The organism is Leifsonia sp. McL0618 (genome assembly GCF_049994905.1).
Taxonomy (GTDB): domain Bacteria; phylum Actinomycetota; class Actinomycetes; order Actinomycetales; family Microbacteriaceae; genus Diaminobutyricibacter.
In genome coordinates, this window is record NZ_CP188258.1 from 1,061,338 (window position 1) to 1,083,023 (window position 21,686).

The 21,686-nt window shown below is 67.8% G+C and carries 21 protein-coding genes; 11 read left to right on the forward strand and 10 right to left on the reverse strand.

Features of this window, described 5'->3' with window-relative positions; translation table 11 throughout:
• Positions 1-2: 2 nt before the first annotated feature.
• Positions 3-971, reverse strand: a complete 969-nt coding sequence (locus ACPPVQ_RS05150; protein ID WP_426519305.1) for an NADP-dependent oxidoreductase — start codon at positions 969-971, stop codon at positions 3-5.
• Between the two features lie 246 nt (positions 972-1,217).
• On the opposite strand from ACPPVQ_RS05150, the gene ACPPVQ_RS05155 reads away from it, so the two are divergent.
• Positions 1,218-1,973 carry a DUF998 domain-containing protein gene (locus tag ACPPVQ_RS05155; protein ID WP_426519307.1) on the forward strand — a complete coding sequence of 252 codons (756 nt, stop codon included), beginning with the start codon at positions 1,218-1,220 and terminating at the stop codon, positions 1,971-1,973.
• On the opposite strand, the gene ACPPVQ_RS05160 is transcribed toward ACPPVQ_RS05155, so the two are convergent.
• Both ACPPVQ_RS05160 and ACPPVQ_RS05165 read right to left on the reverse strand, forming a co-directional pair.
• Positions 1,957-2,589: a YqaJ viral recombinase family protein gene (locus tag ACPPVQ_RS05160; RefSeq protein ID WP_426519309.1), complete on the reverse strand. Its 633-nt coding sequence runs from the start codon at positions 2,587-2,589 to the stop codon at positions 1,957-1,959. The genes ACPPVQ_RS05155 and ACPPVQ_RS05160 overlap by 17 nt on opposite strands.
• A 4-nt stretch (positions 2,590-2,593) precedes the next feature.
• Positions 2,594-3,646, reverse strand: a complete 1,053-nt coding sequence (locus tag ACPPVQ_RS05165; RefSeq protein WP_426519311.1) for a Gfo/Idh/MocA family protein — start codon at positions 3,644-3,646, stop codon at positions 2,594-2,596.
• Between the two features lie 315 nt (positions 3,647-3,961).
• On the opposite strand from ACPPVQ_RS05165, the gene ACPPVQ_RS05170 reads away from it, so the two are divergent.
• A complete protein-coding gene (locus ACPPVQ_RS05170; RefSeq protein ID WP_426519313.1) occupies positions 3,962-4,486 on the forward strand; it encodes a hypothetical protein in 525 nt (174 codons plus the stop codon).
• Positions 4,487-4,502: 16 nt separating this feature from the next.
• On the opposite strand, the gene ACPPVQ_RS05175 is transcribed toward ACPPVQ_RS05170, so the two are convergent.
• The 3 genes from ACPPVQ_RS05175 to ACPPVQ_RS05185 all read right to left on the reverse strand — a co-directional run bounded on the left by ACPPVQ_RS05175 (position 4,503) and on the right by ACPPVQ_RS05185 (position 7,631).
• A complete protein-coding gene (locus ACPPVQ_RS05175) occupies positions 4,503-5,237 on the reverse strand; it encodes a ThuA domain-containing protein (RefSeq protein WP_426519315.1) in 735 nt (244 codons plus the stop codon).
• Entirely contained in the window at positions 5,234-6,361 is a 1,128-nt protein-coding gene (locus ACPPVQ_RS05180) for a Gfo/Idh/MocA family protein (protein ID WP_426519316.1), read from the reverse strand. Before ACPPVQ_RS05180 ends, ACPPVQ_RS05175 begins: the two co-directional genes overlap by 4 nt.
• Before the next feature lie 76 nt (positions 6,362-6,437).
• On the reverse strand, positions 6,438-7,631 hold the full coding sequence (locus ACPPVQ_RS05185) for an ROK family transcriptional regulator (protein WP_426519318.1): 1,194 nt from the start codon (positions 7,629-7,631) through the stop codon (positions 6,438-6,440).
• Positions 7,632-7,771: 140 nt separating this feature from the next.
• Between ACPPVQ_RS05185 and ACPPVQ_RS05190 the strand changes: the two genes are divergently transcribed.
• The 7 genes from ACPPVQ_RS05190 (at position 7,772) to ACPPVQ_RS05220 (ending at position 14,890) form a co-directional block, all read left to right on the forward strand.
• Positions 7,772-8,515, forward strand: a complete 744-nt coding sequence (locus tag ACPPVQ_RS05190) for a sugar phosphate isomerase/epimerase family protein (RefSeq protein WP_426519320.1) — start codon at positions 7,772-7,774, stop codon at positions 8,513-8,515.
• On the forward strand, positions 8,512-9,627 hold the full coding sequence (locus tag ACPPVQ_RS05195) for a Gfo/Idh/MocA family protein (RefSeq protein ID WP_426519322.1): 1,116 nt from the start codon (positions 8,512-8,514) through the stop codon (positions 9,625-9,627). Before ACPPVQ_RS05190 ends, ACPPVQ_RS05195 begins: the two co-directional genes overlap by 4 nt.
• Positions 9,628-9,633: 6 nt before the next feature.
• Positions 9,634-10,728, forward strand: a complete 1,095-nt coding sequence (locus tag ACPPVQ_RS05200; protein ID WP_426519324.1) for a Gfo/Idh/MocA family protein — start codon at positions 9,634-9,636, stop codon at positions 10,726-10,728.
• Positions 10,725-11,762: a sugar phosphate isomerase/epimerase family protein gene (locus tag ACPPVQ_RS05205; RefSeq protein WP_426519326.1), complete on the forward strand. Its 1,038-nt coding sequence runs from the start codon at positions 10,725-10,727 to the stop codon at positions 11,760-11,762. Before ACPPVQ_RS05200 ends, ACPPVQ_RS05205 begins: the two co-directional genes overlap by 4 nt.
• Before the next feature lie 35 nt (positions 11,763-11,797).
• Positions 11,798-12,391: a pentapeptide repeat-containing protein gene (locus tag ACPPVQ_RS05210; protein WP_426519328.1), complete on the forward strand. Its 594-nt coding sequence runs from the start codon at positions 11,798-11,800 to the stop codon at positions 12,389-12,391.
• An 82-nt stretch (positions 12,392-12,473) separates the two neighbouring features.
• Positions 12,474-13,235, forward strand: coding sequence for a response regulator transcription factor (locus tag ACPPVQ_RS05215; protein WP_426519330.1), 762 nt, complete (start codon positions 12,474-12,476; stop codon positions 13,233-13,235).
• On the forward strand, positions 13,232-14,890 hold the full coding sequence (locus ACPPVQ_RS05220; RefSeq protein ID WP_426519332.1) for a sensor histidine kinase: 1,659 nt from the start codon (positions 13,232-13,234) through the stop codon (positions 14,888-14,890). The genes ACPPVQ_RS05215 and ACPPVQ_RS05220 overlap by 4 nt, the downstream gene beginning before the upstream one ends.
• A 22-nt stretch (positions 14,891-14,912) precedes the next feature.
• On the opposite strand, the gene ACPPVQ_RS05225 is transcribed toward ACPPVQ_RS05220, so the two are convergent.
• The 3 genes from ACPPVQ_RS05225 to ACPPVQ_RS05235 all read right to left on the reverse strand — a co-directional run bounded on the left by ACPPVQ_RS05225 (position 14,913) and on the right by ACPPVQ_RS05235 (position 18,796).
• Positions 14,913-16,703, reverse strand: coding sequence for a class I mannose-6-phosphate isomerase (locus ACPPVQ_RS05225; RefSeq protein WP_426519334.1), 1,791 nt, complete (start codon positions 16,701-16,703; stop codon positions 14,913-14,915).
• Positions 16,700-17,659 (reverse strand): ROK family protein, encoded by a 960-nt coding sequence (locus ACPPVQ_RS05230; RefSeq protein ID WP_426519336.1) that lies wholly within the window; start codon positions 17,657-17,659, stop codon positions 16,700-16,702. Before ACPPVQ_RS05230 ends, ACPPVQ_RS05225 begins: the two co-directional genes overlap by 4 nt.
• A 96-nt stretch (positions 17,660-17,755) precedes the next feature.
• A complete protein-coding gene (locus ACPPVQ_RS05235) occupies positions 17,756-18,796 on the reverse strand; it encodes a LacI family DNA-binding transcriptional regulator (RefSeq protein WP_426519338.1) in 1,041 nt (346 codons plus the stop codon).
• 373 nt (positions 18,797-19,169) lie between these two features.
• On the opposite strand from ACPPVQ_RS05235, the gene rplJ reads away from it, so the two are divergent.
• Together rplJ and rplL are read left to right on the forward strand one after the other, a co-directional pair.
• Positions 19,170-19,685 (forward strand): 50S ribosomal protein L10, encoded by a 516-nt coding sequence (rplJ, locus tag ACPPVQ_RS05240; RefSeq protein WP_426519340.1) that lies wholly within the window; start codon positions 19,170-19,172, stop codon positions 19,683-19,685.
• Positions 19,686-19,747: 62 nt separating this feature from the next.
• Positions 19,748-20,134: a 50S ribosomal protein L7/L12 gene (gene rplL, locus ACPPVQ_RS05245; protein ID WP_426519342.1), complete on the forward strand. Its 387-nt coding sequence runs from the start codon at positions 19,748-19,750 to the stop codon at positions 20,132-20,134.
• Positions 20,135-20,722: 588 nt separating this feature from the next.
• Here rplL and ACPPVQ_RS05250 read toward each other — a convergent pair.
• On the reverse strand, positions 20,723-21,667 hold the full coding sequence (locus tag ACPPVQ_RS05250) for a hypothetical protein (RefSeq protein ID WP_426519344.1): 945 nt from the start codon (positions 21,665-21,667) through the stop codon (positions 20,723-20,725).
• Positions 21,668-21,686 lie beyond the last annotated feature (19 nt).

A 21,686-nucleotide genomic window follows, 5' to 3' on the forward strand; every position in this document is an offset into this window, starting at 1 on the left:
CGTCAGCCCTCGGCGACCTTCAGCACGAGCTTGCCGCGGGTGTGCCCGAGTTCGAGCGTGCGGTGGGCGTCGGCCACCTGGTCGAGGTCGAAGATGCGGTCGACGTGCACGCGCACCGCGCTCGACTCGAGCAGCCGGGCAATGACGGCGAGGCTGTGGCCGTCGGGTGCGACCTTGAATCCGCTGCCGCGCATCCCGGCGGCCGCCACTTCCTCCGTGAACGACGGCCAGCTGCCGGTCGGCACGTTCACGATGAGTCCACCGGGGCGGAGCACTTTCAGTGAGCGTGACCCCGTGTCGTCGCTGACGTTGCCGACCAGGTCGATCACGACGTCCACATCCGCGACGACATCCTCGAACCGGGTGTTGGCGTAGTCGATGACCTCGGACGCACCGAGTTCGCGCAGCCAGCCGAGGTTGCGTGCCGACGATGTCGCGATCACATACGCCCCGAAGTAGGAAGCGAACTGCACCGCGAAGTGGCCGACGCCTCCGCTGCCCGCGTGGATGAGCATCCGCTGCCCTTCGTGGGCTTTCGCGACCTCGACCACCATGCCCCACGCGGTGAGTGCGGCAAGTGGTGCGCCGGCCGCCTCGATGTGCGAGAGGGTGCTGGGCTTGCGCACGACGCTGATGCTCGGAACCGTGACGTATTCGGCATACGCTCCGCCGAACCGCGGCACCATGATCATTCCGAACACCTCGTCGCCCGGTTTGATCGGATGCGCGTCGTATGGCGACTGCACCACGACGCCGCTGAAATCCTGGCCGAGCACGCTCGGGAAGAGGCGGATGGCGTCGAAGACACCGGACCCCGCCCGCGTCTTCGCGTCGATCGGGTTCACGCCCGCCGCGACCACTTTGACGAGGAACTCCGCACTCACGCGGTTGGGCACAGCGAGATCGGCCACGCGGAACACGCCGGGCTCCCCGGGCCCGTCGATAACCGCAGCACGCATGGTCTGGTGCATGAATCGTCCCCTCGTCGTCACCGATGGCATTCCGCGACCGTCTTTGTCGGGGTCGTGCCTCGTGTCGTATCCAGTCAAACCTGCCAATGCGTCACCCGTGTTACGGGGGCGTCACCGGTTGTGAACAATCCGTTTCGGATACCCCCTCTCGGTGTCTCGTGAACCGCTCAGGTCCGGGCGCTACGATTCTTGACGAAATGCCGGACGGATCCACCGCCGGCCCCGTCGCCGGCGAGGAGTTGCAGGGTGAGAGGTCTGTCCGGCCCACTGGCCCGTGCGTGGCAGTGGGCGTCCCCGGCGCTCGTCGTCTTCGGCACCGGGTCTGTGCTCGCGGGTCTCGTGATCATCTGGGCCGCGCGTCTCACCGTGCCGTATCCGGTATATGTCAGTGAGCTGGGCGCCGTCGGCGCACCGACGGCGGGCCCGTTCGCTGTGGCACTTCTCTGCATCGCCGCCGGTGGGATCACCATCGCGCTCGCCGCGGACCACGCCCGATCGGATGTCCGCGTGCTGGGCAGCTGGCTTCCCGCGGTGACCATCGGCTTCGCCGGTCTCTGTTTCGGGGTGGCGTCGCAGGTCACCTGCACGGCGACGTGTCCTGTTCCGTTCGTGGACCCGCGTTCGACGACGCAGGACCTCACGCACACGGTATTCGCGGTGCTCGGGTTCGCAGCGGCCTGCTACGCGATGCTGCAGGTGGCCTTCTCGCGCCGTCGGCCTCGTGTTGCCCGCTTCTCGCTGGTCTGCAGCATCGCCGTCGGTGCGATCTCCGGGGCCGGCGGGGTGCTGGCGCTGGTGCACATCGCCGTCGACTTCGGTTCGTGGCTGGAGTTCGCCGGCATGACCGTCGCGATCGCGTGGCTCGCGACGTACGGCATGGCGCTGGTGCTCGAGGGGCGCGATCGCGTGGGCACCGTGCTGCTCGATCCGGAGCTGCAGGAGCGGATGAACGGCGAGCCCACCGCGTGGCCGCGCCCTTCGGGACTCAGCGAGTCCGCATAAGCGTCGCGATGAGCTGGTCGGCGAGCGAGACCAGGATGGCGATCTCGTTCTCGTCGCGGTCGATCCAGCGGCATTCCGGCTCACTGCCGACGGGGATGAAGTCTTTGTGCTGCTCCCAGACGAGGAGCGTGCGTTCAGCGCCGAGCACGTACTGCTGCCACCACACCTGCCGCAGGTAATTGCGGGGGATGCTGCGCCATCCCTTGTTCGTCGTCTTGATCTCGGCGAGTTCGATCGCACCGTTGTCGCGCACGACGAGCCCGTCGGGCGTGGCGAGGTGTTTGCGGCTCGCTTCTGCGTGGAAGAGCGCGTCGCTGGGGTCGATGCCGTGGGTGGCCCGCACCCAGGATGCGATCTGCGGTTCGCGTGCCCGGCCGTGCTCGGTGTAGACATTGCCGGTGAAGCCCGTGCCGTGCAGCTTGTCGAGCGCAGCATTGTGGACAGATCGCGGGGTGGACAGCTTGGCGACGTCTGTCGCGGTGATGCCACGGCTTCGCGCCCGAAGCCAGGCGACACGATCGCTTGCGCGGGCCACGATGCGGGTCTCGTACGAGAGATGGGCGGGTTTCGCCGTCACGTCGACCTCCCAGGGGAAGGTCAACATCAGGTCGGTCACCTGTCTATTGTGCCCCGCCCGCCACGTTCAGGTAGCCCACCTGGCGGCGCGCCTCGTCGATCGTCGCGAGGGTGGTGATCGCTTCGTCGATGGGGTGCAGCGGCGAGTCCGTCAGCCCCTCGGAGATGTAGCGCGCGAGAGCCGCGGCCTCATACGACATTCCCTGCCGGTACGGCCTGCCGTACGGGTCGACCCAGTGCAGTTCGGTGCCGCCGCGACTCTGGAACCGGATGCCGCTCGGCCCCCAGAACGGAGCATCCGTCTCGATCCGCCCCTTCGTTCCGCTGATGGTGCCCAATGACGGCGTGCCGGCCAGAAGGCTCGTGCTCAGGAGGGCCTGCCCGCCGCCGGGGGAGCTGAGCACCAGGGCGACCTGGGCGTCGACGCCGGTGGGCGCCAGCTTTCCCGTCGCGAAGACGTGCTCAGGCGCGCCGAGCGCGAACGATGCCCACGACACGACGTACACGCCGAGGTCGAGAAGCGCGCCACCGGCCAGCGCCGGGTCGTAGAGACGACTGGCGGGGTCGAAGGGGGCGGCTCCTCCGAAATCGGCGGTGACGACCTCGACGTCGCCGAGCATCCCGTCGGCGAGCAGCTGTCGCGCGATGTCCGTCTGGGGCAGGTAGCGCGTCCACATCGCCTCCATGGCGAACACCCCGGCAGCCCGCGCGGCCGCGGCGATGCTGCGCGCTCCGGCGGCGGTCACCGCCATCGGCTTCTCGATCAGCACGTGCTTTCCTGCGGCGATGGCGAGGAGCGCATGGGCGACGTGCTCGCTGTGGGGCGAAGCGACGTAGACGACGTCGACCTCGGGGTCGGCGACCAGCTCTTCGTACGAACCGTAGGCGCGCTCGAATCCGTGTCGGGCGGCGAAGGCCGCGGCGCGCTCGAGGGTGCGCGACCCGACGGCGACGACCTTCTGCCGGGTGTGCATCCGGATCGCGTCGGTGAAGTCGTTCGCGATCCCCCCGGGCGCGATGATGCCCCACCGCAGCGATGGAGCGTCTGAGGGATCGGGGTGGCGGGGCGTCGGCAGGGATTCGATGGAGTTCGTCACCCTGCCAGTCTGGCCGAATTTCCCCCAGGGGTCGAACCGTTATGCACAGATGATTTACACCCCGGGCATATATGCACTAGGGTGAAACACGAGTCACATAACATGGGTGATTCACTGTCGACCGGGGCGCGCAGGCGGGCATTTCCCCCTCCATATCCGTCTGCGCGCTCCGGCCCGCACCGTGCCTTGACCCACTACGAGAGGAAGAGTTTGAAGAACGTCTTTTTGCTGGTGCCGCTCTCCGTTTGTGCGCTCACGTCTCTCGCGGCTCTGGGTGGCTGCGCGAGCGCGCCCCCGTCTTCCACGGGAACGCACGTGTCAGACCAGGACTCTCCTGTTCCCGAGTTTTCCGGCCCGTGGGCCCCGGCCTTCACCTCCGCCTACCGGGAGGCATCCTCCGACTTCGAGAGGAAAGCGTTGTCAGACGGGACTGTCTCCGGTGAGGAGCTCGCTGAAGTGGAACTCGGATTCATCACGTGCCTCGAGGCGGTTGGCCTGACTTCCGACGGCTTCAATCCGGACGGTTCGGTGGGCTTTGCTTTCCCGCCAGACATGGGGTCGCACAAAGCGAACGCGTTGTCCGACCGCTGCTCTGCGTCATCGGGCTTCGACACCGTCGGCTCGCTCTACTTCGCCACACACCGGAACCCCCAGAATCTGGACGACGCGAAGATCATCGCCGCATGTCTTGTCCAGAAGAAGGTCGTCCCTCCCAGCTATGGTGCGAGCGATTACAACCGCGACGCGCCCGACAGAGCATTTCCCTTTACCGACTCAGGCGTAGGCACGAAAGCGCTGACAACCTGCACAACCGATCCCCTGGGATTACTGAAGCAGTAGATTGCCTCGTAACACCTCAGCACACGAACCAGTCCACCGACGGATTCGAGACCTCCGGCACACGCCGCTCGCCCTCGACAGGAGCCGCCCACCGCACGCCGTTCGCAAGCACACGCCGCACCTGCGGGTGGAAGTACACCGGGTACTCCTGGTCGCCGGGGCTGAAGTAGAAGATCTTGCCTCGACCCCGCGTGAACGTCACACCGGAGCGGAACACCTCGCCGCCCGTGAACGAGCTGATGAACACCAGATCGTCCGGTGTCGGGATGTCGAAGAACTCCCCGTACATCTCCTGCCGGTCGATGACGATCGGCTGTTCGACACCTTCAGCGATCGGATGGGTCGGCGCGACCGTCCAGACGACCTCGCGCTCCGCCTCGTTGCGCCACGCCAGCGAACAGGTCGTGCCGAGCAATCGGGTGAAGATCTTCGAGAAGTGCCCGGAGTGCAGCACGATCAGACCCATGCCGGCCAGCACGTGTGCACGCACGCGCTCGACCACGGCGTCGTCGACCTGGTCGTGGGCGATGTGCCCCCACCAGAGCAGCACGTCGGTGTCGGCGAGCACCTCTTCGCTGAGGCCGTGTTCGGGGTCGGCAAGGGTGGCGGTGCGGATGCGCGCCCCGTCCAGCTGGCCGGCCAGCCCATCCGCTATCGCACCATGGATGCCGTTCGGGTAGATCGCCGCGATCTCCGGTTGCGTGGTCTCGTGCACGCCTTCGTTCCAGACGGTGATGCTCAGTTCGCTCATCGTTCCTCTCCCTTCTGTCCGGCGGTCGCGTGCTCGAGGACGACCTCGGCTCCCGCCGCGGCGGATGCGTAGCAGGCGTCGATGATCCGGGCACGTTCCAGCGCCAGCGACCCGTCGTATTGCGCCCAGTGCTCCGTGTCGCGCACATGTTCGACGAACGTCTCGACCACGGCCGTGTGCCCGCGGCCAGGATCGGCTTTCACCACGACGTCTTCGCTCGTCTCGTCCTGGCCCGTGAAGATCGTCAGTTCGCCGACGGGGGCGTAGTCGACCACCCGCAGGTCGGCGCCTCCCTCGGTGCCGTAGATCGTGATCCCGAATTCGTCGCCCGCGGGCCGGTACGCCGCCCAGCTGGTCTCGATCATCAGGGATCCGCCGCCCTCCAGTCTCAGCAGCACGCTCGCGAGGTCCTCGACTTCGTAGGCCGAACCCACCTGCTGCTTGCCCGCGACCGCGCCGCCGAGGCCACGGGTTCCGAGCTCGGCGTGAGTGACGGCGGAGACCGCGGTCACCTTCGGCTCGCCGAACAGGTGCAGGGCGTAGTCGAGCACGTGCACGCCCAGGTCGATCAGCGGGCCACCGCCGGCCATCTCGCGATTGGTGAACCAGCTGCCGAGTGCGGGGATGCCCGCCCGGCGCAGCCAGATCGCCCGACCGTGGTAGGGACGGCCGATGGTGCCGGCGTCGATGGCCGCCTTGAGGGCTTCGATATCTCCACGGCGGCGATGGTTGAACGCGATCTCGAGCACGCGCCCTGCCGAGCGGGCCGCATCCACCATCGCCTGCGCTTCTGCCGCGCTGCGCGCGATCGGCTTCTCGCAGAGCACGTGCATGCCGGCTTCGAGAGCCCCGACCGTGATGGGAGCGTGCAGGAACGTGGGGACGGCGACGCTGACGATGTCCAGGTCGCCCTCTGCGACGAGGTCTTTCCAGTCCCGGTGCAGGCGGGTCACGCCGTAGCGTTCGCCGAGCTCCTCCCTCGCCTCATCTTCCATGCCGGCGAGTGCGACGAGTTCGACGCCGTCGAGCGACGCGAACGCGTTCATGTGCTGCTGGCCCGCCCATCCGAGCCCGACGACGCCGACGCGCAGCGCCGGCTCCTTTTTCTTCGACCTGGTGCTCACGACGAGTCCTTTCGGTACGTGTTGTGTGGATGTGGTGCGGGTGCACGCGTGCGGCCCGTGGGCTCCCGGGAGACGGCTAGCGTCGGGCGGGCATCGCGTGCGCGGTCTCGGGGTCGAGCACGTGCTGGATGACCATGATGGCCGCGCCGAGCACGCCCCCGGTCTCGCCGGCCTTCGACTGCGTGATGGTCACGTGCTGGGTGGCGAGGGGCGTCGACCGCTGGTAGACGACTTCGCGTACGCCGGCAAGCAGTTGTTCGCCGACGCGTGAGATGCTTCCGCCGATGACGACGACGGACGGGTTGAGAAGGTTGACGCAAGTGGCGACGACCTCGCCGAGGTCGCGTCCGGCCTGGCGGATCGCCTGCAGTACGACGGGGTTGCCCGAACGGGCAAGCGTCACGACGTCTTCGCTGGTGACGGCTGGGATGCCGGTTGCGGTGAGGGCACGCGCGATCGCCGGGCCGCTCGCGAGGGCTTCGAGGTCGGCATCCCGTGCACTGTGGGTCGCGGTCTCGCTGGTGAACGGCACGCGAACGTGCCCGAGGTCCCCGGCCGAGCCCTGGGCGCCGCGCTGGAGGCGGCCGCCGTTGATGATGCCGGCGCCGATGCCGGTGGCGACCTTCACGAAGAGCAGGTCGGACTGGTCGCGCCAGGCGGTCGCGCGTTCGCCGAGTGCGAGGAGGTTGACGTCGTTGTCGACGAGTACGGGCACGCCGCTAAAGGAGCCGCCGACATAGGCGGGGATGTCGAAGCGGTCCCAGCCGGGCATGATCGGGGGATTGATCGGCATGCCGGTCGAGTGTTCGACGGGCCCGGGCACCCCGATGCCGATTCCGACGAGGTCGTCGACGGGGCGCCCGCTGTCGGCGACGAGGCGCTTCGCGGTGGTGAGCGCCCAGTCGAGCACGGGTTCCGGGCCGTCGGCGATCGCAAGCCGCTTCGATTCGCTGTCCAGGATCGTCCCGGCGAGGTCGGCGATGGCGACGACGCCGTGGGTTGCGCCGAGGTCGATGGCGATGATCATGCGCGACTCCGGCCTGAAAGCGATGCGCGCCGGAGGGCGGCCCCCGGTCGAGACGGCGTCGCCTGCGGGGCTGATCAGGCCGGCGGCCGCGAGGGAGTCGATGCGGGTCGAGATCGTCGAGCGGGCGAGACCCGTCAGCTCGGCGAGCTGTGCCCGGGTGCGTGGCACACCATCGCGCAGGATGGCGAGCAGCGACGCGGCCTCGGGCGCCACGAGGGGCCGTTCCCGGACGATGTCGCTCATGGAGTCATTGAACCACATAGTCTCGCCGCACACAGCAAAGACGGCGATCATCAGCCGACTTTTGATTGACATGCGGCAGAAGTCTGGTTGAATGGGTGCACGCCCAGCGCGCAATCCAGCAACACTCGACGAGGAGAATCGTGACGCAGTCCAAACTTTCCGTACAGCTCTACACCGTGCGGGAGCTTCTACAAGAAGACACAGCCGGAACGCTGAAGCGTATCGCCGACCTCGGTTTCACCCAGGTCGAGCCTTTCGCCTTCGTCTCGTTCGGCGATGCACTCGCGCGTGGCCTCGCCGACGCCGGGCTGACCGCACCCACCACGCACCAGAGCTTCATCGGCGGCGACGTCGCTCCCGTCTTCGAGGCGGCCAGCGCCCTCGGCATCGGCACAGTCATCGATCCGTTCGTCGCGCCCGACCGCTGGACGCAGAAGGCCGACATCGACGAAACGGCCGCCCAGCTCAACGCCGCTGCCGCGATCGCGGCCGAGCACGGCGTGCGCGTCGGGTACCACAACCACGCCCACGAGATCTCGAACACGGTCGACGGCGTCACCGCGCTCGAGTACTTCGCCGGCCGGCTCGACGACAACGTCGTGCTCGAGGTCGACACCTACTGGGTCGCCGTCGGCGGTCAGGACCCGGTGGCACTGCTGAAGCGTCTCGGCGACCGCGTCGTCGCACTCCACATCAAGGACGGCCCCGCCACCACCGAGACCAAGGACCAGGTCGCGGTGGGCCAGGGCTCACTGCCCGTCGCCGACATCATCGCTGCTGCGCCGGATGCCCTCCGCGTCATCGAACTCGACGACTCGCGTGGCGACCGTTTCCAGGCCATCGCCGACAGCTACACCTTCCTCACCACGCAGGGTCTCGCGTGAGTGCCGGGACCGGGCGCGTCGGTGTCGGCGTCATCGGCGCCGGCGTCATCAGCACGGAGTATCTGAAGAACCTCACCACCTTCCCCGACCTCGAGGTGCGGTTCATCGCCGACATCGACGAGGAGCGGGCACGCAGCCAGGCGGCGACGTTCGGCGTACCCGGGTCGGGTTCGGTGACGGAGTTGCTCGCGGACGACTCGATCGAGATCGTCGTCAACCTCACCCTCCCCAGGGTGCACGTCGAGGTGGCCCTCCAGGCGCTCGCCGCAGGCAAGCACGTCTGGAGCGAGAAGCCCTTCTCGCTCGACCGCGAGAGTGGCCGGCAGCTGCTCGACGCCGCCCACGCCGCCGGGCTGCGTGTCGCCACGGCACCCGACACGTTCCTCGGCGCAGGAATCCAGTCGGCCCGCCGCCTCGTAGAGAGCGGCGCCATCGGCGCGCCCCTCACGGCTCTGACGCTCATGCAGAGCCCGGGGCCAGAGTCGTGGCACCCGAACCCCGACTTCCTCTTCCAGGAGGGCGCCGGGCCCCTGTTCGACATCGGCCCGTACTACATCACCACCCTGGTTCAGCTGTTCGGCCCGGTCGCCAAGGTGAGCGCTGCCGTGTCGAAGGCGCGGGAGACCCGCATCATCGGCTCCGGCCCGCGCGCAGGCGAAGAGTTCACCGTGACCGTGCCGACGCACGTCAGCGCCCTCTATGAATTCGAGAGCGGCCAGACGGCACAGTGCGTGTTCAGCTTCGACTCGAAGCTGTCCCGTGTGCAGTTCGAAGTCGCCGGTGCCGAGGGCACGCTCGTCGTCCCCGACCCGAACACCTTCGTCGGTGAGCTCACCATCCACCGCAGCCGCGACGACATCGAGACGATCCCCTCGCACGGTGCGACCACCACCCGCGGAACCGGCGTGCTCGAGCTCGCCCGCGCCATCCGGGCCGGTCGTCCGGAGCGGGCATCCGGCGAGCAGGCGTACCACGTGCTCGACGTGATGGTCGCCACGATCGAGGCCGGCACATCCGGAATCCCGTCAATCGTCGAGAGCACCGTGACGGTCGCTCCGAGCCTCCCCGAAGACTGGGACCCGCTCGCGGCAACGCTCGCGCCCGGAGCCTGACCCGCAATGGGAGCCGAACAGCTCGGCGTCGCCATCGTCGGCGGCGGGTTCATGGCGACCGTGCACTCCCGGGCCGCCCGCGCGGCCCGGGCCAGGCTCGTCGGAATCGCATCGTCGACGGCGGAGAAATCGGCGAAGGCTGCTGACGCGCTCGGAATCGACACCGCGTACGCCTCCTTCGATGCGCTGCTCGACGACGACGCCGTCGATGTCGTGCACGTCACGACGCCCAACGCCCTGCACGCCGACCAGGCGATCGCCGCATTCGCCGCCGGCAAGCACGTCGTCTGCGAGAAGCCGCTGGCGACCACGGTCGCCGATGCAGAGCGGATGGTCGGGGCAGCGGGCGTGAACGTCGCGACCGTGCCTTTCGCCTACCGCTTCCACCCGATGGTTCGCGAGGCACGGGCGCGCTTCGCCGACGGTGAGGCCGGCCGGGTGCTGAGCATCCACGGTTCGTACCTGCAGGACTGGCTGCTGGGCACCGACGACGACAACTGGCGCGTCGACACGGCGCAGGGCGGCCGGTCGCGCGCCTTCGCAGACATCGGGTCGCACCTCGTCGACCTTGTCGAATTCGTCAGCGGAGACCGGGTGTCCCGGGTCGCGGCGACGAAGAAGACGGTGTTCGCCGAGCGCGCTGCGCACAGCGGGATCACCACCGAGGATGCGGTCGCCGTCGTACTCGAGACCGCCTCCGGCGCGATCGGAACGCTCCTGGTCTCGCAGGTCGCCCCCGGACGCAAGAACCGCCTCCACCTCGAGATCGCCGGCAGTGCCGAAAGCGTCGCGTTCGACCAGGAACAGCCGGAGACACTGTGGGTCGGGCGCCGCCGGGGAAGCATGCTCATCCCGCGCGACGCAGACCAGCTGCACGACGACGCGGCGCGGCTGTGCGTGGTGCCGTCCGGGCATCCGCAGGGCTACCAGGACGCGTTCAACGCGTTCGTCGCCGACACCTACGCCGCCATCGGCGGGGACACACCAGACGGACTCCCGCGGTTCGTCGACGGACTCCGCGCGGCACGCGTGACGGATGCCGTGATCGACGCCGCCGAATCCGGCTCGTGGATCGAGATCGAGAAAGGTTCACCCTCATGACCACCGATGACGCCACCGAACTGAAGTCGACCCATCCGGTCACGCTGTTCACCGGCCAGTGGGCCGACCTCACCCTCGAGGAGGTGGCGAAGCATGCCAGCGAGTGGGGCTACGACGGCCTCGAGATCGCGTGCTCCGGCGAACACCTCGATGTGTGGCGTGCGGCCGAAGACGACGACTACCTGCAGGGCCGGCTCGACATCCTCAACCGTTACGGCCTGAAGGTCTGGGCGATCTCCAACCATCTGAAAGGCCAGGCCGTCTGCGACGACCCGATCGACTTCCGCCACCAGGCGATCGTCGGCTCGAAGGTGTGGGGCGACGGCGACCCGGAGGGCGTGCGTCAGCGTGCGGCCGAAGAGCTGAAGCTCACCGCGAAGGTCGCGCGCCGGCTCGGCGTCGACACCGTCGTCGGCTTCACCGGTTCGAAGATCTGGCCGTACGTCGCACAGTTCCCGCCGGTGCCCGCCGAGGTGATCGATGCGGGCTACCGGGACTTCGCCGACCGCTGGAACCCCATCCTCGACGTCTTCGACGGTGAAGGGGTGCGGTTCGCCCACGAGGTGCACCCGTCGGAGATCGCGTACGACTACTGGTCGAGCGTGCGGTCGCTCGAAGCGATCGACCACCGCGAGGCGTTCGGGTTCAACTGGGACCCCAGCCACATGATGTGGCAGGACATCGACCCGGTCGGCTTCATCGTCGACTTCAAGGACCGCATCTACCACGTCGACTGCAAGGACACGCGGCTCCGCCCGAAGAACGGCCGCGCCGGCGTGCTCGGCTCGCACCTGCCCTGGGGCGACCCGCGTCGCGGCTGGGACTTCGTGTCGACGGGGCACGGCGACGTTCCGTGGGAGGACTCGTTCCGCGCCCTCACGTCGATCGGCTACACGGGCCCGATCTCGATCGAGTGGGAAGACGCGGGCATGGACCGCCTGCACGGTGCAGAGGAGGCGGTCGGGTACATCCGCTCGCTGCTCTGGAAGCTGCCCACCGCATCCTTCGACGCCGCCTTCTCGAACCAGGACTGACGTTTTCGCCGACCGTCGCTCCCTAGGATGGGCGCATGGCAGCGACGGAGAGCGAAGTACGGCGCGAGGACTGGTACGCGCGTGAACTCGACAAGGTCGAGTTCGCGCGCGTGGGGTTCTTCGACGTCGACATGACCGAAGTGGCCAGTGCATCCGCCGTCTTCACCGAGTGCTCCTTCAGCAACGTGCGCTTCAACGTGTCGAAGCACACGGAGAGCGCCTTCATCAACTGCACGTTCACCCGCTGCAACTTCTTCGACGCGTCGTTCACCCGCTGCAACGTAACCGGCAGCGTTTTCGACGGCTGCGCGTTCGACCTGATGGATGTCGCCGGGGGCAACTGGTCGTTCGTCGGGCTGACCGGCGCAAAGCTGAGCGGAACGACATTCCACGGGGTGAGGCTGCGCGAGGCCGACCTGAACCGCGCCCGCTGCGATGGAGCGACCTTCGACGGCTGCGACTTGTCAGGGGCGTGGATGGAGGGGGCCGACTTCACCGGAGCCGACCTGCGTGGCAGCGACCTCAGCTCGCTCGACCCGCTCACCTCGCAGCTCAAGGGCGCCATCGTCGATCGCGCCCAGGCCGCCGTCCTGGTCGAGACGCTGGGCCTCGCCGTCCTCCCCGAATAGACGCGAGCCAGGTCTGACCGCCTCACAGGTTGTACAAAGCATTCCCATAGGCCAGTTCGAGCAGCCTCACGATAATGGGAGTGTGACGATCAACTCTCGCGCCAACACGAGCGCCTCCACCCAGCCGCGAACCGTCCTGCGTCGTGCCGACGGCAGCTCCATCCGCGTGCTCGTCGTCGACGACGAGTCCACGCTGACCGACCTGCTCTCGATGGCCCTCCATTACGAGGACTGGGAGGTCAAGACCGCCGCGACGGGCCAGCAGGCCCTCACGATCGCGCGCGAGTTCCGGCCGGATGTCGTCGTGCTCGACATCATGCTGCCCGACATCGACGGGCTGCAGGTGCTGTCCCGGATGCGCGCGGACGGCAACGAGGCACCGGTGCTCTTCCTCACCGCGAAGGATTCGCTCGACGACCGGATCGCCGGGCTCACCGCGGGCGGGGACGACTACGTCACCAAGCCGTTCAGCCTCGAAGAGCTCGTCGCCCGCCTCCGCGGCCTGCTCCGGCGCTCCCGCAGCGCCGTCGCCGACACGAACGACCCCGTGCTGATCGTCGGCGACCTCGTCCTCGACGAGGACAGCTACGAAGTGCACCGTGACGGTTCGCCCATCGCGCTCACCGCGACCGAGTTCGAGCTGCTCCGGTTCCTCATGCGCAACCCGCGTCGTGTGCTCAGCAAGACCCAGATCCTCGACCGGGTCTGGAGCTACGATTTCGGCGGCTCTTCGAGTGTCGTCGAGCTGTACATCTCTTATCTGCGCAAGAAGATCGACTCCGGCCGCGTCCCGATGATCCACACGGTTCGCGGCGCCGGATACATGGTCAAGGCCGCGACGTGACCCAGGCCGCTTCGGCGGCGCGCGTGCCCCGCACCCCGCCAGGGCGACGAAAGTGGGGTCGGCTGCCGCGCATCCGCCCGTTCCGCTCCTGGACGCTGCGTAGCCGGGTGGTCCTGGTCGTCGTCGCGATGCTCGCCGTGCTCGGTGCGGTGATCGGGGCGGTCAGCGTGTTCGCGCTGCAGACGTACCTTCTCAATCGGCTCGACACCCAGCTGACGAGCGCGGTCGTGCGCGGACAGCATGCTGCCGACCAGATCTACGGATCGTCACCCACCGGGCCAGACGTGACACGCATCGTGAACACGCCCGGCCAGCCGGTCGGAACCTTCGGCGTCGTGCGCAGCGGCGACCTGCTCATCTACCCGGTCATCCTCGCGAAGCGCCCTTCGGAGGCCGCGCCGAACCAGCCCGTCGGCCCGCAGATCGTGCCTGTGCCGACGTCGGAGCTGCTCTCCCTGCCGGCCGACGGCCAGCCGCGCACGGTCAACCTGGGCTCTGAGCTGGGAGACTACCGGGTGGCCGCGGCGCAGCTCATCAACGGTGACAGTGTCATCATCGGGCTTCCGCTCGACGAGCTGAACGCGACCGTGTCCCAGCTCACACTCGTCATCGCGCTCGTCACTCTCGCCGGCATCATCTTCGCGTTCCTCATCGCGAGTTTCGTCGTGCGGCTGGCGATGCGGCCGCTCGCCCGTGTCGCGGGTACTGCGCAGGAAGTCGCCGAACTGCCGCTCGACCGCGGCGAGGTCGCACTCTCAGTTCGCGTGCCGGAGAAGGACACCGACCCGCACACCGAGGTCGGCACCGTCGGCGCCGCGCTGAACCGGATGCTCGGCCACATCGGCTCCGCCCTGACCGCCCGGCAGGCGAGCGAGAAGAAGGTGCGGCAGTTCGTCGCGGATGCGAGCCACGAGCTTCGCACGCCGCTCGCCTCGATCCGCGGGTACGCCGAGCTCACGCGCCGCAGTCCTCACGAGCTACCCGACGATGTCACACACTCGATCGGGCGCATCGAATCGGAGGCGACACGCATGACGTCGCTCGTCGAGGACCTGCTGCTGCTCGCCCGCCTCGATGAGGGCCGCGACCTCGAGCGCGACCCGGTCGACTTGTCGATCCTCCTCGTCGATGCGATCAGCGACGCCCATGCGGCCGGCCCCGATCACCGCTGGAGCCTCGACCTGCCCGACACGCCCGTCGAGGTGATCGGCGACGAAGCGCGCCTGCACCAGGTGATCATGAATCTGCTCGCCAATGCCCGGGTGCACACGCCGGAGGGGACCCAGGTGACGGTCAGCCTCGCCGTCGACGAGAGCGCCGACCGCGCCAGGATCGCGGTGACGGATGACGGCCCCGGCATCCCCGAGGAGTTCCAGGCCACCCTGTTCGAGCGTTTCACGCGCGCCGACAGCTCGCGCGCACGAACGACAGGCAGCACCGGCCTCGGACTCGCGATCGTCCAGGCGGTCGTCGAGGCGCACGGTGGCGAAGTCACCGTGTCGAGCGTACCCGGCGAGACGACGTTCAGCGTTTCGCTGCCGCTCGACCACACCCCCGCCACGCAGCCGCCCCTTGTCGAGCCCGTCGCTGAACATGCCCCTGAGCCTGCCGACGAGCCTGCCCCCGACGACGCTGCCGCGCCACCTCTGCGCTGACTGCGGCGGCGGCCCGCGCGGATCAGCCGTCGCTGTCGCGCGTGTCCCGCACGTAGGCCTTCACGGTCGCGAAGCGTTCGCTTCGCGAGTCCGGCGTGCGGCGGATGATGTACGGCCCGACTGCGGCCGGCACGATGAACGTCTCCGCATAGTGGATGCGGTAGGGCGCGAAAGCTCCGGTCGGGCTCGCGATCTCCACTTCGTCGCCTTCGACGAGGTTGAGCACGTTGACCGTGCCCTCCGTGTCGTGCCGCGCCTCGTCGGTGAACCAGTGGCGGCGTACCTCGATGAACTCGAGTTCGTGCAGGCCGGTGCGTTCCTCACGCACGCCCTCACGCTCGGCGACGACCTCGACCTGACCGAGCAGATTGCTCTCGACCCATTCAGTGTCGCGGTCCCACTGGATGTTCTTCGCGCCGTGGTCGACGTGGATCGGGCGGGGGATGCCGTCGATGCCGACCCGCCCCCAGTCCCACAGCTTGAAGGTGAAGATGAACGGGGTGGCCGAGATCTCGAGCACCATCGAGTTCGCTCCGGACGCGTGCACGGTACCGGCCGGGATGGCGAAGTGGTCGTGCTTGCGGGCCGGGATGCGGTTCACGTACTTCTCGGCATCGAACGGATGCTCGCCATCCGTCGCCGCCTGCAGGTCCGCGATCATCGCGGCCGGGTCGATCCCGGTCTTCAGGCCCAGGTAGACGACCGCATCCTCGTCGGCGTCGAGCAGGTAGTAGGACTCGTCCTGGGTGTAGTGCATGCCGAACGTGTTCTGGATGTAGTCGGTGAGCGGGTGTACCTGCAGCGACAGGTTGCCGCCGCCCATCGTGTCGAGGAAGTCGAACCGGATGGGGAACTCGGCTCCGAAACGCGCGAACGTCTTCTCGCCGAGCAGCTCGCGTGGCCTGGTGAGCACCAGGTCGATGGCGGGGATCTCCACCACGCGGCCGCCGGCTTCGAGCAGCAGCGAGTTCTCTTCGGGCACGCAGTCGAAGCACCAGGCGTAATTGTCGGCCGTGCGGTCGAGGTCGAGGCGGTCCTTCATCCACTGGCCGCCCCAGACGCCGGGGTCGAAGAACGGGACGACGCGCAGCGGCCCCGCCGTCGCCTCGGCCAGGGCCTCGCGGAAGGCCTCTCCGGTGATCAGCCCGGCCTGCTGCACACCGGCGTTCGTGTCGAGCAGGAAGTCGATCCGGTCGAAGAGGTCGCGTTTGTGCCGGTCGGCGACCCGCCATTCCACGAAGAATCCGCGTTTGTACTTGCGGAGGCTGTCCTCGCCTGCGTTGGCGGTTCGCCAGTTCGTCGCCCCGCGACGCTGCCGCAGCTGGATCTCCCAGCGGGCCAGGTCGGCGAGCACCAGCACGTCCGGCGCGACGGGGGTGAGTGCGGCTCCCCAGCCGACGAGGATGACCGGGCGCGCTGTGTCGGCGACAGCCGTGGCGAGGGAAGCGAGCTTCTCCACGTCGTAGAACTCGTCGAGCGTGAAGTGCCCGAGAACACCGAAGACGCGGTCGTCGGTCAGGTTGCGCTCTACGAGGGCGTCGACGGTCTCGGGCGGATGCGCCGCCCTGTCTTCGACGTCGATGACGTCGTAGTCCGGCAGGTTCGTTCGCAGCTCGGCGATCAGCGCGCGCAGGTCCACGCCCGGATAGGTGTCGATCACGACGACCGCGGGTCGCGCCCCCGCGATGGCGCGTGCGGCCACATCCAGTTCACTCCAGGCCTCGGTGCCCGACCAGATGACGCTTCCGGTGGGCATCGCGACGGTCGGCTGCTTGACGTAGCTGGAGGGGGAGGGGCGATCGGTTGCTGTCACTGGTCGTCCTTTCGGTGGAGGCCGTCTCGCGCGTCGGGCCGACCGGCGAGCGCGGAGAGCCCGAGGATCACGGAGTACTGGGGGGCGGAAGGGGTCACGAAGGCCGGCCGGTGCGACGACGACCAGAGGTGCGCATCCACGTACTCCGAAAGCGGGGGAAGGATCGCATCGGCCGATCGCATCGCACCGCCCGAGACGATCACGACGTCGGGATCGTACGCATGGCACAGCGTGACGATGGCGGCGCCCCAGGCGCGCAGGTACCGGTCGAACAAGGCGGCGGGCGCCGGGGCGTCCCGGGTTTCGACGAGGTCCCGGAGGCCGATGCGGCCGCGCGTGGCGCGCTCACCGAGCGGCGACGCGGCGAGTGCGGGATCGGATGCGACATCACGCCGGAGCGCCCAGGTGCTGGCTACCGCTTCCGCGCATCCCGCATTCCCGCAGTTGCAGGCCGGGCCGTCGAGGTCCACTGTCATATGGCCGCCGAGGATGCCGGCGTGGTCGTGCGCGCCCCGCAGGAGGTGACCGTCGATCAGGGCTGCTGTGCCGATCCCGGTTCCGAGCGTGACCATGACCGCGTCGCGCGTGCCGGCGGCCACGCCGTAGGTGGTCTCGCCGACGAGGGCCGCGCGCGCGTCGTTCTCGACGACGGCCGGCGCGCCGAACGAGTGTGTCGCCCACTCCCGCAGGTCGCGTCCGATCGCATAGTCGTACTTGTCGTGGGCTGCGACGAGCGTGCCGTTCACGCGATCGACGACGCCGGGCACGGCGATGCCGACCGTGCCGATGGAGCTGTCGTCCGTGGCACGGCCTAACTCATCGACAGCGTCGCGCACCCGGTCGAGGTCGGCCATCGTTCCCGTATTCGCCACTGTCGTGCTCGCCAGGATGCGTGGACCGTCGAGGATGCCGAGCTTGATCTCGGTTCCCCCGAAGTCGATGCACAGTGTCGGCATGGTGTTCCCTTCGGACAGCGGCGTGGGAGCTGTTGTGACTGTTGGTAACGTTACCACAACGAGTGGAACGGTGACTCGAACCTGGCTGCCCGCAGGTCAGGCGCGGACGACCCGCACATGGGTCGGCATCTCGATCTCACGAGCGGGCCCCAGATCCGCGTCGCCCAGGAGCCGGGCGAACAGCAGCCGGGCGGTCTGGCGCCCGAGTTCACGGGCATCGTGGTCGACCACGGTCACCGGCACCGGCATCATCTCCGCCAACTCGAAGTCGTCGAAGCTGACGATGGCAGGCAGCGCGCGGTGCTCTTCGGGAAGCGAGTCGAGGCGCGCCCCGATCGCCTTGAGGGCGCCGATCGTGTTGCGGTTGTTCGAACTGAAGACTGCTGTCGGGGGATCGGCGAGGTCGAGGAGTTCGCGCATCGCGATCGAAGCCGTCTCGACATCCTGCTGGCCGCGCCGGACGAGTTCGGGATCGACCTCGATCCCGAACTCGGTGAGAGCGCTGACGTACCCGTCGTACCGGCGCTGCCCGGTGAAGACGCTCGTGACGTTGCCGAGGTAGGCGATGCGGCGATGACCTGCGTCGAGCAGCGTCCGGGTGCCGCGGCGGGCCCCGCCGATATCGTCGAGCACCACTGAGTCGGCGGCGACGCCGCGCACGCTGCGCGACGCGAGCACCAGCGGAGTGCCACGCAGGCTCGCCGGCTGGAGGTGAGCAGCATCGTTGCCGGACGGCACGACGATCAGCCCCTCCACCTGGCGTCCGATCAAGTCGGCGATGAGCTGGCGTTCGCGGGAGGTGTCCTCACCGGTGTTTCCGAGGACGATCCGCCGGCCGTACTGGGCGGCGATCTCTTCCACGCCCAGGGCGAAGTTCCCGTAGTACGGGTTGCCGAGATTGGTGATCGCAACGCCCACGAGCCCGCTCGCCTGGCCGGGGCGGATGCTGCGCGCATTCTCGTTGCGGTAGTAGCCGAGCTGCTGCACGGCCTCGAGCACGCGGTCCTGCACTTCTGGACGAACGTTCTTGCCGCCGGCCAGGGTGCGCGAAACCGTCATCGGGCTGACGCCGGCCAGTTTGGCGACCTCCTTGACCGTTGGCTGCCGCGCCGCACTCGCCTGAGCGGCTGGTTCCATGTGGTCGTTCCTCCTCGTGGCCCGTGTCGTCGCGGCGCGACGACATCAACCTACTACCCGCGATCGGCACCGGGCTGGATTGGCGGATTTGCATCCGGGACCGCGCGTCCCGTAACCTGTACGAAGCCAAAGACCGCCGGTTATCGGTGTGCGCGCAATCGCATCCGATCGAAGGCTCACCCAGGTGAGGGCCCGCGCAGGTGTATGAAGATGATTTCGCTTCCGTGTTTCATGGAATGCGTTTCCAGCTCCGTGCCTCTGCGCCGGAGCTTTTTTCTTTGTGAGCAACAGCTCTGGACACGTTCCAGGGGCTCCGGCGGCCGAGGCGCACATCGCCTCCGCGATGTGCGACGTACATATTTAGGAGTAGGCCATGGCGAACAAGGAAGCCGCGGTTGCCGAGCTCACGGAACTTTTCGAGAGCTCGACCGCCGTTCTGCTGACCGAGTACCGCGGGCTCACCGTTGCTCAGCTCAAGACGCTGCGCACATCCATCAGTGAGCACGCAACGTACGCCGTGGTGAAGAACACGCTGACCAAGATCGCGGCCAACAACGCAGGCATCTCGTCATTCGACGAGGAGCTCGTTGGTCCGTCCGCTATCGCTTTCGTATCCGGTGACCCTGTCGCCGTCGCGAAATCCCTGCGCGACTTCGCCAAGGCAAACCCTCTCCTCGTGGTCAAGGGCGGTTACTTCGACGGTAACCCGCTGACCGCAGAAGAGGTAGGCAAGCTCGCCGACCTCGAGTCCCGTGAGGTGCTGCTGGCCAAGCTGGCCGGCGCCTTCAAGGCCTCGCTGTTCGGAGCCGCATATCTGTTCAACGCACCGCTGTCGAAGGCCGTTCGCACGGTTGACGCGCTGCGTGAGAAGCAGGAGTCCGCGAGCTAGTCATCCGTTTCTACGGATGCCTGCACCGCGGTGAGTAACTAAGAAAACATAAGGAGAAAATCATGGCAAAGCTGTCGACTGACGAACTGCTCGACGCGTTCAAGGAGCTCACGCTCATTGAGCTCAGCGAGTTCGTGAAGAAGTTTGAAGAGACCTTCGAGGTCACCGCCGCTGCCCCGGTTGCTGTCGCAGCCGCCGGCGCCGGCGCCGCAGCCCCCGTTGAAGAGGTCGAGGAGAAGGACTCCTTCGACGTCGTCCTCGAGGCGGCCGGCGAGAAGAAGATCCAGGTCATCAAGGAGGTGCGCGCACTCACCAGCCTCGGCCTCGGTGAGGCGAAGGCAGTCGTTGACGGCGCTCCGAGCAACGTGCTCGAGGGCGTCAACAAGGAGACCGCAGAGAAGGCAAAGGCTCAGCTCGAAGAGGCTGGCGCCACCGTCACCCTCAAGTAGTCTGCGCCCCGGTATCGGGGCACTTTCCACTGGCTGACCGGCGCTCGCTACGAGCCGCCTGACGCTTGCAACGCGGTTACTCCTCACCGGGTATTCCGCGTTACGAGGGCGTCGCCCCCGCAACGGGGCGGCGCCTTTGTGCGTTTAACGGACATCCGTCCGCTGACGCGTGAGGCACCGCGGATGCTCGGCACCCACGCACGCTGCTCACGGCGTGCGCTCACCCAGCATCCGCCTGCCTGCACGTGTCGAACGTCGGCTTGTCCGCGCACTGCCGCGCGGGCATCCGGATGCGCAACCGGAAAGTACCCACGATGAATACCACGACGAGGTGGCGATCTTTCGCCACGTACTGGCGGCATGTCTTCCATGTCGCGCTGATCAGGGGAGCGGGTGCGGCACACGCCGCACACCCGCCGGATCTGTACCGCAGCACGCCCCAGCATGGGCCGTTCCTGCGGTAGACCCCAACCCTCGGCTCGCCAGCGATGGCGCAGCCGAACGCACTCGTGCCCCCGACCGCTGTTGCGGGAGGGGGCACGAGTCGTTGGGGGCCGCGTTCCACGTCTTGTCGCGACCCCGATCCGGTCAGGCTCTGCGGTTCCTGAGCTGATACGCCAGACTGCCGACGAGTGCGATGAGGCCGGTGGCGACCAGTCCGACGCTCACCACCTGGAGGCCTCCGACATCCTGGCCGGTGTTCGCCAGCACCTTCGCCTGATCCAGCGCGGCGTCGGTCCGAGCGCCGGCCGCATTCGCGATCGCGTTGCTGGTTTGCTCTGAAGCCGGATCGACGGTGGGAATGTCGACGTCCGAAGCGGCGCTGGCGTTCTCCGAACCTTCCGCAGACGCAGACGCAGACGCAGACGCAGCCGCCGACGCAGAAGCAGACCCGATCGAATTGGCCGTTGCATTCGCGGCCGCTTCTGCGCCGGTGGCGGCTGACGCGTTCATCGAGGCCGTCGCCCCAGGTTCCCAATCGAATTCGGGTTCTGGGGCGACACCCGGAGTCGTGAAGGTCAGGATCGGGGTTCCAGCTACGGCCCCGCCGGGGCAGATGTATCCAATGCCGACCAAGTAGCGAGTGCCGGGTTTGATGTGATGACCGATCGCCTCGGTGTACGGAAAGTCGCCCACCGGGACCACGTAGGCGCCGAGTCCGTCCATGAAGAAGCTGACGTACTCGGGGTGGTTGTCGGGAAGAGTCCAGCGGAGTTTGAACCCTGTTTCGGTGAGATCGTAGACCTCAAAATCTTCGAGGTCTGCGCACTCCTGCTCATCGACCGCAGTGCCCTCTGCGTCCTGTGGGCTCTGCGTGCCGACGGGGCTTCCGTTCGGCGTGCTCGCGCCGTCGTCGACAGCGGCTGCAGCGGCGGAGGCATCGGAAGCAGCGCCGGCGGTCGACGCTGTCGCGCTCCCGCTCGCGGATGCGTCGGCGGCCTGTGCCGACAGGGCGCCGGCGCTCGTCACCCCGCCGATGCTGAGCGCGATCAGGCCTGCGGTGATCGCGGCACGGCTATAGGATCTGGACATTCGAACTGCCTTTCGTTGG

What these genes read in the sequence shown, in the direction of transcription:
- ACPPVQ_RS05210 (WP_426519328.1), top strand. Translation starts at nt 11,798, where the DNA reads ATGGCAGCGACGGAGAGCGAAGTACGGCGCGAGGACTGGTACGCGCGT.
- ACPPVQ_RS05230 (WP_426519336.1), bottom strand. Translation starts at nt 17,659, where the DNA reads ATGCCGACACTGTGCATCGACTTCGGGGGAACCGAGATCAAGCTCGGC.
- ACPPVQ_RS05250 (WP_426519344.1), bottom strand. Translation starts at nt 21,667, where the DNA reads ATGTCCAGATCCTATAGCCGTGCCGCGATCACCGCAGGCCTGATCGCG.
- ACPPVQ_RS05175 (WP_426519315.1), bottom strand. Translation starts at nt 5,237, where the DNA reads ATGAGCGAACTGAGCATCACCGTCTGGAACGAAGGCGTGCACGAGACC.
- ACPPVQ_RS05150 (WP_426519305.1), bottom strand. Translation starts at nt 971, where the DNA reads ATGCACCAGACCATGCGTGCTGCGGTTATCGACGGGCCCGGGGAGCCC.
- ACPPVQ_RS05200 (WP_426519324.1), top strand. Translation starts at nt 9,634, where the DNA reads ATGGGAGCCGAACAGCTCGGCGTCGCCATCGTCGGCGGCGGGTTCATG.
- ACPPVQ_RS05205 (WP_426519326.1), top strand. Translation starts at nt 10,725, where the DNA reads ATGACCACCGATGACGCCACCGAACTGAAGTCGACCCATCCGGTCACG.
- ACPPVQ_RS05185 (WP_426519318.1), bottom strand. Translation starts at nt 7,631, where the DNA reads ATGAGCGACATCGTCCGGGAACGGCCCCTCGTGGCGCCCGAGGCCGCG.
- ACPPVQ_RS05235 (WP_426519338.1), bottom strand. Translation starts at nt 18,796, where the DNA reads ATGGAACCAGCCGCTCAGGCGAGTGCGGCGCGGCAGCCAACGGTCAAG.
- rplL (WP_426519342.1), top strand. Translation starts at nt 19,748, where the DNA reads ATGGCAAAGCTGTCGACTGACGAACTGCTCGACGCGTTCAAGGAGCTC.
- rplJ (WP_426519340.1), top strand. Translation starts at nt 19,170, where the DNA reads ATGGCGAACAAGGAAGCCGCGGTTGCCGAGCTCACGGAACTTTTCGAG.